The sequence below is a fragment of the Antarcticirhabdus aurantiaca genome (genome assembly GCF_009765365.1).
GTDB lineage: Bacteria > Pseudomonadota > Alphaproteobacteria > Rhizobiales > Rhizobiaceae > Antarcticirhabdus > Antarcticirhabdus aurantiaca.
Window position 1 is genome coordinate 1 of the sequence record NZ_VTOM01000019.1, and the last position, 11,858, is coordinate 11,858.

7 protein-coding genes are annotated in these 11,858 nt (G+C 71.9%); 2 read left to right on the plus strand and 5 right to left on the minus strand.

The genetic code is table 11. The features are described from left to right. The 5 genes from FZN60_RS20320 to bcsN form a co-directional block, all read right to left on the minus strand. Positions 1-1,633, minus strand: a 1,633-nt coding sequence (locus FZN60_RS20320) for a cellulose synthase (protein ID WP_158875347.1), incomplete at its 3' end; no start/stop codon positions are given. A gap of 11 nt (positions 1,634-1,644) precedes the next feature. Further along, positions 1,645-2,712, minus strand: a complete 1,068-nt coding sequence (locus tag FZN60_RS20325; RefSeq protein WP_158875348.1) for a family 8 glycosyl hydrolase — start codon at positions 2,710-2,712, stop codon at positions 1,645-1,647. Then, on the minus strand, positions 2,709-5,189 hold the full coding sequence (locus FZN60_RS20330; RefSeq protein WP_158875349.1) for a cellulose biosynthesis cyclic di-GMP-binding regulatory protein BcsB: 2,481 nt from the start codon (positions 5,187-5,189) through the stop codon (positions 2,709-2,711). The genes FZN60_RS20325 and FZN60_RS20330 overlap by 4 nt, the downstream gene beginning before the upstream one ends. Continuing rightward, on the minus strand, positions 5,189-7,390 hold the full coding sequence (gene bcsA / locus FZN60_RS20335) for a UDP-forming cellulose synthase catalytic subunit (RefSeq protein ID WP_158875350.1): 2,202 nt from the start codon (positions 7,388-7,390) through the stop codon (positions 5,189-5,191). The genes FZN60_RS20330 and bcsA overlap by 1 nt, the downstream gene beginning before the upstream one ends. A 145-nt stretch (positions 7,391-7,535) precedes the next feature. After that, on the minus strand, positions 7,536-8,684 hold the full coding sequence (bcsN, locus tag FZN60_RS20340) for a cellulose biosynthesis protein BcsN (RefSeq protein ID WP_158875351.1): 1,149 nt from the start codon (positions 8,682-8,684) through the stop codon (positions 7,536-7,538). A 367-nt stretch (positions 8,685-9,051) separates the two neighbouring features. On the opposite strand from bcsN, the gene FZN60_RS20345 reads away from it, so the two are divergent. Next, positions 9,052-10,788 carry a methyl-accepting chemotaxis protein gene (locus FZN60_RS20345; protein WP_246727019.1) on the plus strand — a complete coding sequence of 579 codons (1,737 nt, stop codon included), beginning with the start codon at positions 9,052-9,054 and terminating at the stop codon, positions 10,786-10,788. Between the two features lie 261 nt (positions 10,789-11,049). Beyond that, positions 11,050-11,409, plus strand: a complete 360-nt coding sequence (locus FZN60_RS20350) for a helix-turn-helix domain-containing protein (RefSeq protein WP_158875352.1) — start codon at positions 11,050-11,052, stop codon at positions 11,407-11,409. The last annotated feature ends 449 nt before the right edge of the window (positions 11,410-11,858 follow it).

Here is an 11,858-nt window from a genome sequence, read left to right on the forward strand (position 1 = left end):
GTGCGGCGGCCGGGCGCTCGCGCAGGGCGGCGCGCGGGCGGGCCGGCGTCTCGGTCGCGGCGACCTGCCGGGCGCGCGGCGCCTCGGCCTGCGCGATGCCGGCGCCGGACGCGTCGGCGGCGATGCCCTCGCCGTCCTCGCGGCCGATGGCGGCGATGCGCGGCGAGCGGGCCGACCATTCGCGCTGAAGGGCGGCGAGCCCGCCCGCGTCGCCGAGCCGCTGGCGCGCGAGCGCGAGGCCGAAGGCCGCGGGCTCGTCGTCGGCCTTCCAGGCGAGCGCCGTCGCGAACCATTGCGCGGCGGTGGGAAACTGGTTGAGGCTGAAGGCGTACCAGCCGATCTGCTGGGCCGTCGCCGCGTCGCGCGCTTGGGCGGCCGCGTCCACCGCGCGGGCGAGCACCGCCTGGTCGATCGCCGCGCCGCCCGGCGCGGCCAGAAGGTTGGCGACGGCGGCGAGATAAACGGCGCGCGCGCCGTCCGAGGCCTCGCGCCAGGGCACCATGGCGCTCTCGGCCTCGGCGAAGCGGGCGAGCTGGATCAGGGCCAGGGCATAGCCCTGCGAAACGGTCGAGGAGTCCTGCGCCGCGCGGGCGCGCTCGAAGCGGGCGAGCGCCTGCGGGTAATCGGCGCGCCGCAGGGCGTACCAGCCGAGGAGCTCGTTGTCCGAGGCGCGCCCCTCGGCGTCGGCGAGACGCGTCACGGTGTCGAGGTCGGCGGCGGCGACGACCACGGCCGCGTCGTCGGCGGCTTCGGCCAGGCTCGCGCGGGCGAGGTCGGCGCGGATCGAGGCGAACTCGCCGACGCCGTCGGGGCCTTTGCGCTCGGTGGCTAGAAGCGGATCGAGCTCGGGGCGCGGCAGGCGCTGCGTCGCCATCTGCATGGTGGCGAGCCGCTCGGCGTCGTTGTCGCACTGGGTGAGGACGTAGAGATAGGCGTCGCGCCCGCGGTCCGGGCGGCCCGTCTCGATGAAGGCGCGGGCGACGCGCCAAAGGACATCGACCTCCGAGCAGGTGAGGAGGCTGGGCGTCGCGGAAGCGACGCGGATCACCGCCTGCCACTGCTGGAGGTTCGAGGCGTTGACGAGCTGCACCCGCGCTTCGGCGACGGCGAGACGGTCGAGGAGGTCGGCCGGCGGCTGCCAGCCGGGCTCGCTCGCCTGTCGGGCCGCGATCGCCGCGCGCACCTCGGCGTAGCGGCCTTGCGAGTAGAGCTCCCAGATCCGGTCGAGCTCGGGATCGCCGGCGTCTTCGATCTCCAGCGGGTTCTCCGGCGGCTGCCAGTCGGGATAAAGCGCCTTGAGGCGGGCGATCTCGGCTTCGAGGCGACGTGTGTCGCCCTGGCGCGCGAAGTAGCGCAGCGCCGTCTCGTCGACGGCGGGCGGGCGCGCGACGGGCTGGCTTTCCGGCGCCTCCGCCTGCGGCGCGGCAGGCGTGGCAGGGACGGCCGCGCCGGACCGGGGCGTCGTCGGCGCCGGTGCCGGCGCCTGGGCAAGGGTGGCGGAGAAGGGTTCGACGTTCGCGGCCACCACCAGCGCCGCCGGCTCGCTCGTGGCGTCCCAATGCGTGGGTGCGGCGGGCGCTGCGGACGCGGATCCCTGAAGGGCGACCGCAAGTCCGGCCGCCAGTCCGATCATCGTTGTCCTCGTCAGCGCAGACATCTCGGATGCTCTTCCTTGAGATGGGCGAGCGTCAACAGATGCAGGGTGGATGGATAATAAAGTGTTGAGGCGTAGCGCTTGAGATCGTCCGGAAGCGGTGTGCCGCTTTCAGCGCAGGCGACCGCCGCGGGAAGGATGCGGTAGCCGGGATCGGTCAGCCGCTCCTTTGTCGCCCCGGATGCCAGGTCGACGAGCCGCACCGCGCCGGTGTCCGGATCGGTCATCGCCGCCGCGAGCGCGGCGAGCCGCGCCCGCTCCGCCTCGTCGCCGGGGGCCGCGCGCAGGAGATAGAGCGGCACGCGCAGGGCGTTGTAGCCGAACTCGGCCGGGAAGCCCTCCGCGGGCCGCGGACGGCGCGCGACGGAGAGCCATTCCGGCGGAAGGCTCCCCTCGGCGAGCACGCTTGCCAGGAGCGCCCGCCCGCCCGCCTCGGCGCCCGCCCAGTCGTGGCCGGGCGCGAGTTCGGCCAGGACCGGAAAGGCCTCGAAGACCCAGTAGGACAGGTTCACCACCGGCCCGTCCGGCCGATCGCCGCGGTCGTAGCCCGCCGCCGCCGGGCGCAAGAGCGTGCGCCCTTCCTGGGTGAAGAGGAGGTGCGAGCCGATCGCCTCGGCCATCGCCGCGCCGGCCTGCGTCAGGTCCGGCCGGTCCCAGGCCTTGCCGGCCCGGCCCAGCGCGTAGGCGATCAGGATGTCGCCGTCGGCGGCGTCGTTCATGTCCGTGACGCGCGGCTCCTCGCTCGGCGACCAGCGCCAGGCGGCGAGCCCGTCGTCGCGCAGGAGAAGCTCGGTCCGGGTGAAGCTCCAGATCCGCTCGAAGGTTTCCCGGTCCTCGGCCAGAACCGCGAGAAGCAGGCCGTAGCTCTGGCCCTCGCTGTGGCTGATCCCGTTGTTGCCGGTATCGACGACGCGGCCGGACGCGTCGAGGAAGCTCGCGCGCCAGGCGTCCCACGCCTCCGGCTCGACGAAGGGGGCCGCCGCGGCCGGGGCCGCCGCCAGGAACGCGGCGAGGCCGAGGGTCGTCAGGAGCCGCTTCGCCGCCGCTGCCGCCCTCATCGACGCCGCCCCAGGAACTGGACGAAGGCCGTCGTGGCGAGCCCGAGCAGCAGCGCGACGACAACCAGCAGCGTGGCGTAGGACAGGACGTTCTCCGACAGCCAGTTGGCGAGGATCAGGCGCATGTTGGCGAGGGACAAGGGCTGCGTCGGCAGGAACTCCGCCGCGCCGACGGGCACGGAGGCGACCGCGCCCGTGGCATCGAGCGTCGTCACGCGGCCCGACAGGCGCGTCCACGCCTCCTCGCGCACGAGCGCGGCGGTGCCCGCGTCCAGTGCCTCCTCGGTCGGGGCCGAGACCACCGTCCAAACGCTGCCCGGCGCCGGTCCCGGGCCCTGGCCGACGAGAAGCGTCGCCTCGGCGCCGGGCACGAAGGGCGGGTCGCGGCCCGGCACGAGGCGCAGGCCCTCCTCTTCGACGCCGAAGGTCACGCGCATCCAGTCGCCGAGGCGCTCCAGCGCCGAGCGCCAGCCCTCCTCGGCGCCGAACTGCTCGCGCCAGCGCTCCAGGGTGAGGCTGGTGGTCTGCTCGGCCGCCGGCGCGCCGCCGCCCCAGAGCGCGGTGCCGGCCGGGTCCACGTTGATCTGGGCGAAGACGCCGGCGGGAATCTGGCGCGGCGTGCCGACGAAGAGGGCGTTGCCCGCGGCGGCGGTGGCGAGCGAGCCGCTGGTGTCGACGGGAACGGCGCGGCCGGCGGCGAAGGACAGGCGCGCCAGGATCTCGGCCGCGTTGGCGAGGGCCGCGGCGTCGTCCCCGGCGATCACCGAGACCGGGCCGCCGAAGGCGTAGGGAAAGCCGGTGCCCTGCATGGCGGCGAGGTTCGGCACGCGGGCGATGCGCGCGAAGGTCGGGATTTCGAGGCGCGAGCTGTCGAACAGGGCGAAGCGGCCGGTGGTCCCGCTCGTCGCGCCGGGCAGGCAGACTTCGTCGGCGCGGGTGAGGAGGCCCGCCTCGATGCCGATCGCGTTCGCGCCGGGGCGCAGGTGGCGCATCGTCACCTTGAGCGGGAAGGCCTCGAGGACGCCGCCGCCCCCGACGCCGCCGATCGGCAGGGTCGTGGCGATGTTGCCGTTGACCGTGACGGTGATCTGGCTGCCCGGCAGGATCTCGCCGCTATAGGCCACGTCGAGCCGCAGAACGGCTTCGCCGTAGGCTTCGGCGAAGAAGTCGGCGGGCACGGCCAGCGAGAACTGGGTCTGGAAGCGCCGGCCGGCGAACTCCTGCGACGGAACGCCGAGTTCGGCGAGGGTGACAACGCCGCCCTCGCGGATCATCGGGGCGTCGGGCGCGCGCAGCGCCGGGCTGGACACGCTCTGGCGCGGCTGCAGGTCGGGCCGGTCGCTGAAGGCGACGATCCGCTCGGCTCCGGCCAGAACCTCGTCCCAGTTCGAACCGGAAACGACGAGCAGAGCGCCGCCGCCGGGCCGGGACACGAAGCTCGGCGATGCGCCCGGAGGAGCCGGGCCGGCCAGGGCGCCGAGCACCGGGGCCAGGGCCTCGGTCGGGCCGGCGACGACGTCGAGGTGGCCGGGCGCGGGCTCGGGAAGGGCGCCCTGCAGGATCTCCACCGACAGGTTCGGCATGCCGAGGATCAGCGCCAGCCCTTCCGCGAGGCGCAGCACCGGGCCCGAGGCATCCGACAGGTCGCCCTCCGGCACGAGGATGCGCAGGCTCGTGCGCCCGTTCGCGTCGACGCCCGTCGCCCGGATGTCCTCCAGCCGGCGCGCGGCGAAGCGCTCCGGCGCGCCGTCGAATTCCAGGAACGTGCGGGCCCCGTCGATCTCGGTCCAGAGGTCGAAGGTCGAGGCGATGGTGCAGTCCGTGCGGTGGCGCAGGCTGCTCTCCACCGTCACCGTGTTGAAGCCCGGCCGCAGCAGCCCGGCGGGAACCGGGACCGACAGGTCGCGGACCGCATCGGAGGAGGCGACGGCCTCCTCGATCAGCGGCGTGTCGTTGACGAAGATGCTGAGGCGCGAGGATTCGGGCGCGGCGAGGATCGTGTTCTGGTAGCCGAGCCTCAGCGTCGCGGCGGCTTCTGCCTCCTCGCGCGTCAGGTAGACCGACCAGCGGCGGCGGTCGATCTCGCCCGACAGGGACAGGGTGGAGGTCGCCAGGAGATGCCGCCGCCACGGGCCGGTGGCCTCGGCTTCGGCCACGGTCACCGCATCGGCCGGCGCGGCGTCGGGAGTGGGGGCAGGGGGCTGCTCCGCGGGCGGCGCGGCCGGCACGGCCGGCATGGGGGCGGGCTCGGTGCTTGGCCGCGACGGTGCGGGCGGCGTTACCGGTGCCGGCGCGACCGGGGGAGGAGCCGCCGGCGGGGTCGTGGTGGCCGGCGCCTGCCGCTCGGGCGCGGTGGCGGCGGGGCGCTCGGGGCTCATGTCGAAGGGGGCGCTCTGCGCCGGCTGGGCGGCGGCGGGCGCGGCCCAGCCGAGCGCGAGAAGCAGCGGCAGGAGGGAGAACCGAAGGCGCGCGCGCATCAGCGGCCTCCCGCCGGTGCCTGTGCCGGCGCCGAAGCGGGTGCCGGACGCCCGCTTCGGCCCTTGGTCAGATAGGCCAGCCCGCGGAAGGTCTGGTAGATGCAGATCGCGAAGAACCAGGCCGAGCCGCGCAGCAGGCCGGGATTGCGGCGCCGGCTCTTCTGGATCGCGTCCCATTGGCCGGAATTGGCGAAGATGAGGTCGGCGATCACCCGGTGGTGGCGGGCCGTCTCGGTGACGTAGGCGCAGCCGAGGACGACGTCGGCCGTGCCGCGCTCGATGCGCCGGATGCGCAGCGGGATCGTGTCCTCCTCCTGGTTGCGGAAGGTCCGCAGGCGCAGGAGCGCCGGCCCGTCGCGCTCGGTTTCGAAGGGCAGCGCGCCGGCGACGCGGATGCGCGCGCCCGACACCGACACGTCCTCGATCGTGCCGGTGAGCACCGTGTCGCCGATCACCACGTCGCAGCGGCGGCGCACGGACACGCGCCGGCTGGCGCTCGGCGTTCCCCGCTCCGAGACGACGCCCAGCGCGCAGCCGGCGATCAGGAGGTTGAGGACGTTCCAGGCGCCGACCACGAGGGTCAGGTCGGCCCGGTAGGGCTCGTAGATCACCCGCCAGACGGTCGCCCCGACGCCGGCGAGCAGCACGGCGAAGATCAGGTAGAAGGGCAGGCCGATCTCGGAGATGCGGCTGATCACGATCGACTCGTCCTTGGCCGTCACGTTGAAGGTCGGCTTCTTCGGATGAAGGATCGTCGACACCACCGCCGGCAGGAGGTGGACGCTCTGGACGTATTCGTAAAGCTCGGAGATCCAGGGCCAGCGATAGGCGCCGTACATGTAGTTCTGCATCATGAGGTTCACGGCCATGTAGGTGAGCGTGTAGGCCACGAACTCGCCGCTCGACGCCGTGAAGATCTGCAGGCCGAAGAACAGGTAGAAGAGCGGCGCGATCAGGAACATCAGCCGCGGGAAGGGAAACAGCCAGAACAGCGTGGAGGACATGTAGCAGAGGCGCTGGGGCAGGGAGAGGCCGCGCTTGAGGAGCGGCACGCGCAGGAACAGGATCTGCATCATGCCCTGCGCCCAGCGCGAGCGCTGGCCGATGAAGCTCGCGAAGGTCGCGGGCTGGAGGCCGGCGATCAGCGGCTTGTCGACGTAGAGGCTGTTCCAGCCGCGCGAATGCAGCTCGATGGCGGTCTCGCAGTCCTCGGTGATCGAGATGCCGGAAAAGCCGCTCGTCTCGTTCAGCGCTTCGCGGCGCAGGAGCGCGGCCGAGCCGCAGAAGAAGGACGCGTTCCACTTGTCGAGGCCGCGCTGGATGATGCCGTAGAACATCTCGTTCTCGGACGGCATCGTCTCGAAGGTGCGCAGGTTGCGCTCCAGCGGGTCGGGATTGAGGAAGAAGTGCGGCGTCTGCACCAGGAACAGGCGCGGATCGTCCTCGAAATAGCCGACCGTTTCGGCCAGGAAGTCGTGGGCGGGGGCGTGGTCGGCGTCGAAGACGGCGATGAGCTCGCCCGTCGAGTGCAGCATGCCGTTGTTGAGGTTGCCGGCCTTGGCGTGCTCGTTGCGCGCGCGCGTCAGGTAGCGCGCCCCCATGTCCTCGCAGAGCCGCTTCAGCTCGGCGTGCCGCGCTTCCGCGACCATCGCGGCGGCCGCGTCCTCCGAGGTCCGCTTCTGGTCGGTGCTGCCGTCGTCGAGCAGCCAGACGGTGAAGCGGTCGGCCGGATAGTTCATCGCCAGCGCCGAGGCGATGGTGTTGGCGAGGAGCTTCGGGGGCTCGTTATAGGACGGGATGAAGACGTCGACGGTGGGCGGGCGAAGGTCGGCCGGCAGGCCGCGGCTCGGGCGCGGGGGAACGGGCGCCGCCACCACGAAGAGGCTGAGCGCCAGCATGAAGACGCTGTACATCTCGGCGAGGTAGAGGAGGAAGCCGGGGATGAAGTTCTCGAGCTGGTTGACCGGCGGCAGCGTCGAGGTGGTGCGCCAGTAGACGTAGCGCAGGACGATCGAGGTGCCGAGCGCCAGCGCCACGAGTCGCCACACGCCGCCGAGGTCGAACACCTTCAAGACGACCATGACGCCGAGCACGAACAGGACGGCGAAGAGCTGCGCCTGCAGGCTGACCGGTAGGGTGATCACCGCGATCGCCACGATCGACGCGACGATCCAGAGAACCGTCAGACCAAGTCTCAGCATGTCGTCCGTTCCCGCTTTCCCACTCCGCTCCTTCGACGCGATCCTCCCTTCCCGCGGCAAGTTAGTGGCATTCAGGCGGGATCATAGCCGGACGGGTCGGCGAGGTGACGTTAAGCTTGCCGGATGGTTTACGCCTGCTTGCGGATCAGCAGCCGGCCGCGGTTCTCAAGGCGCCGTTCGCGCAGATGGCGGGTGGCACCACCACGGGCTGCGCCAGGGGGGCGGTCGCTTGCGGCGCGGGTGCCGAGACGGCCGGCACTGGTGCGGCCGGGCCCGGCACGGAAGGCGGCGGTGGAACCGGAACGGAGGACGCGGGCGAAGCGGCTGCGGCCGGCGCGGCGAGCGGCGCGGACGTGGTCGGGGCGGACGCGGCGGTGCCCGGCGGTGGTGGAACCGGCAGCCCGATCGGCGCCGGCAGGGGCGGCTGCGCGGGCGCGGCGACCGGAGCGGGTCTCGGTGCCGCGCGGCGCGCCAGACGGCGCGGCGCGGGAGCGGCGGCGGCAGGGGCCGCGGCGGGTGCCGGCTCCGCGAGAACGGTCGCGGCCGCGCCGGCGACGGGATAGATCGGCGCCGCGCTCGCGCCCAGGGTGGGCGGCGGCGGGGGCGGCGCGTCGTAGGGAACCCAGGAGAAGTGGTCGATGAAGGAATTCACGCCGAGCCCGTACATGGTCGCGAGGAGCTGAGCCTCGCTCACACCCGCATCGCAGCGGCGAAGACGCATGTTGATGATGGCCCGCGGGCGCAGGAGAAGCGTGGTGTCGACCGAGCCGGTCATCCGCTGCCAGGCGTAGAGGCAGGTCGTTCCGCCCGTGCGGCCGACGGCGTAGCCGAAGGGGCCGTAGCGGTTCTGGACGTAGTAGGGCGAGCGCTGCATGGCGATGCCGGGGAACTCGGCGCGCAGCTCGCGGGCGATGTCGGTCGTGGCGAGCGGGCGCTCGGAAAGGGCGCTCCGCCCCGACGTCGCCGTATCCACGGGGCCGATGAACTGGACCTTCAGGACGTTCTGCGCGGCGACCGCGCCCCCGCCCGCCAGGACGATGTCCTGCTCGACGCCGTTGCTGTAGGTGCGCTCCAGGACGCCGACAATGGCCGGGCCGCCGGCCGAGGGCATCACGAAGGCCTGGCGCGGGGACACTTCGCGCACGGCCGAGAACCGGTCGATCGCGCCGCGGCCCGCGCAGCCGGCCAGAAGAGCGAGAAGAACGAGCGAACCGACCTGCGCGGCGCGACGGCGCGAGCGCGTCGCGCGCGAGCGGGTGCCCGAGGCCTCGTCCTGTCGTGACCGCGTCGCCATCGCCGGGCACCTCTCGATCGCGAGACCCGCGGCCAGCACCGCCGAAGAGGTGGGGCGAGGGTTCGCCTGCATGGAACTCGTGTCTTGCCCCGATCTTCCTTGCGCGAACCTTCCCCGGCCGTACCGCACCCGACCCTTCCGATCCCGGGTCTCCCTTCAAGGTTGATCCGCAGATCAAATAGCTGAAGTATAGATTGCGATCGATGGTGCCTGTCAATTGATCTCCAGGCCTACTGTGAAGAGAATGCCTTTTGCGCGTTCTTATGTACCTCTTAATGTCGGAGTCATTTTCTTCTGTTAGGCCCCGAATCGAAATTTTCTAGTCGCTCGGCATGCGTGGGGCCGGGTGAAATACAGGGACGACGGCGTGAAGTTCTCAATCAAAGCCAGGATCGGTGCGTCGTTCGCGATCGTTTTGGCCATGTCGGCGGCCGGCGGCGCTCTCGGGCTCCATGCGGCCTCGACGGTCAACGGGCAACTGGTGCAGTTCGTCGCTCAGCCCTTCGAGCAGGTGCGGGCCGTGTCCGACATCAGCACCCGCATCGAGGAGGTCCGCCGCATCCTTTGGATGACCTACGCGGCCGATCCGTCCCTGCGTCCGGTCCTTCACCAGCAGTACGACGCGGCCTGGACCGCCGTCGACGACAACCTGACGGCGCTTCGGGCGTCGGTCAGCGCGGACGTCGAGGCGCAGGTCGCGGAGATGGCGCGGGCGGCGGCCGCCTTCCGGACGGTCGCCGACGAGGCCCTGGTGCGCGGAGGAAAGGCCGATCCCGCATCGACGGACGCGTCCGTAACGGGCGAGACGCGGCGGGCCCTCGACTACCTCAACAAGGAGCTGAAGCCCGCAGCCTTCGCCGTGGCCGAAACTCTCGGCCGGATCCGAGAGGGCGTCGCGGCGGCGGCCGAGGTTTCGGTCCGCCGCTCGGACGACGTTTACACCGCCGCGCGCGGCACGCTCGTCGCCCTCGTCCTCGCGGGGCTTGGCCTCGGCGCCCTTCTCGCCTTCGCTCTGTCGCGCTCGATCAACAAGGGGCTGCGTCAGCTCGGCGAGAACGTCGCGCGGATTTCCCAGGGCGACCTGGCCCGGACGATCGTCCATGGCCGTCACGACGAAATCGGCACCCTCCTCACCGATCTCTCCCAGATGCGGGTGACGCTGAACGCCACCATGACGAACGTCATCGCCTCGGCCGCCCAGGTCGCGTCCAACTCGCGCCAATCGGCGACGACGGCCGAGCAGCTCTCCTCGGGCTCGACGGAGCAGGCGGCGGCCTCGGAGGAAACCTCGGCGGCGGTGGAGGAGATGACCGCGAACGTGCGGCAGAACGCCGACAACGCGACGCAGGCCGAGACCACCGCCCGCACGGCGCGCGATCTCGCCGAGGACGTGGCGGGCGCCACCGCCAAGGCCGTCCAGGCCATGGGCGAGGTCGCCGACAAGGTGCGGCTCGTTCAGGAGATCGCCCGCCAGACCGACCTCCTGGCCCTCAACGCCGCCATCGAGGCGGCGCGAGCGGGCTCGCACGGCAAGGGCTTCGCCGTCGTCGCCTCGGAGGTGCGCAGGCTGGCGGAGCGGGCGCAGGCGGCCGCCACCGAGATCGGCGAGCTGTCGACCGGCACCCTGGACGTCGCCTCGGGCGCCGGCCAGAAGATGACCGCACTGCTTCCCGCGATCCAGCGCACGGCGGAGCTGATCTCGGAGATCTCGGCGGCCTGCCGCGAGCAGTCGATCGGCATCGAGCAGATCAACCAGGCCGTGGTCCAGCTCGACCAGGTGACGCAGGCGAACGCCGGGGCTGCCAACGAGATGACGGCCACTGCCGAGGCGCTGTCGGGCGAGGCCGTCTCCCTCAACGAGCGCGCCGCCTTCTTCAAGCTTGAGGCGACCGAGAGCTTCAGTGCGGTCTCCGGCGCCGGCCCCCGCTCCCAGGCGGATGCCGGGCCGTCCGGCGAGGTGCGCAGGCTCCAGGCACGTGCGGCCGACTTCGCGGCGAGCCGCCCCGCAGCCGAACGGCGCGGCCCGGCGGCGAGGGAGCGCGGGGTTCGGGGTGCGGCCATCGATCTCGACCGCGCCGACGCCTTCGAGCGCATGAGCGGTTGAGCAGGCGCGCGGCCTTTCTCGCGCCCTTTTCCCATTCCACGGCTTCGGGCGCGGGCCTTCACGCCTCCACCTTGCGCGGCCCGCATCGTTTCAACCGGCGACCGCGCCGAGCGGCACGCCCCAAACCCACGCCCGACGGGTCAAACGGCGGTGAAGTTGCGGAAACTTCTCATCCAAGCAATTCCAAGTAGAGTTCGATCGAATTTGCCTCTAGTTTACGCGATGCGGGGCGGCTCTCCAAAGCAAGATGGGCATCACAGCATGGCCAAAGATCCACTGGACGTCCAACTGGGCGCCCGCCTGCAAGAGCTCCGTGAGAAGCGCGGCCTCTCCATGTCGGCGGTCGGACGCGAGATCAAGACGACCTATCAGCAGGTCCGCAAGTACGAGACGGGCGAGAACCGGATCAGCGCCGCCACGCTTTATCGGCTCGCCCAGCTCCTGGACGTCGATGTCGGCGATTTTTTCAGCGGCCTGTCGCGGCGTTCGGTGACGCAGGCGGACGGGAACGCCTTCTCCGAGGCCGATGAGATCCTCGGCTCGGCGCTCGGCCGGATCGAGGACCGGGAGGTGCGCGAGCACATGTCCGGCCTCCTGAAGGCGCTGGGCGGTCGCAACTGATCGGGCGGCACCCGGGCGCCGTCGCGCGCTGCCTCCAGCCAGGGGCAAGCGTTCTCCCATAGCGCTCGTCCCGCGAGCCGTAGGCAGGCAAATCCCACGTTCGCGCCGGAATGGGAAGGTTTCGTGCGGTTCGCCGGACGGGCCTTCCCGTCCCTTTCGCGGCCGGTCGCTCCCTGCCGCCGACGCCTGCCGCTGTCCCGATCCTCTCCCACGCATCGACCCGGCTCGTGACGACCCGGCCGGCATGCGCCGCGCGCGCTTCGCGATCACAAACAAAAACGCCTGCCGGGGGAGGACCGGCAGGCGCTGAAATATGCCCTTTGGCTGGGAGGAGGATGCCGCCGGGCGATCCGCGGGAGGCGCTTGGGAGGAGAAGCCCGCCGCGGATGGTGACCATGATATGGCACGTGATTTTGCGCTGCGGTAGAGCGCCACGCGCATAGCTGCAC

Coding starts and splice junctions, on each gene's coding strand:
- FZN60_RS20325 (WP_158875348.1), bottom strand. CDS start 2,712: ATGAGGGCGGCAGCGGCGGCGAAGCGGCTCCTGACGACCCTCGGCCTC.
- FZN60_RS20330 (WP_158875349.1), bottom strand. CDS start 5,189: ATGCGCGCGCGCCTTCGGTTCTCCCTCCTGCCGCTGCTTCTCGCGCTC.
- bcsA (WP_158875350.1), bottom strand. CDS start 7,390: ATGCTGAGACTTGGTCTGACGGTTCTCTGGATCGTCGCGTCGATCGTG.
- bcsN (WP_158875351.1), bottom strand. CDS start 8,684: ATGGCGACGCGGTCACGACAGGACGAGGCCTCGGGCACCCGCTCGCGC.
- FZN60_RS20350 (WP_158875352.1), top strand. CDS start 11,050: ATGGCCAAAGATCCACTGGACGTCCAACTGGGCGCCCGCCTGCAAGAG.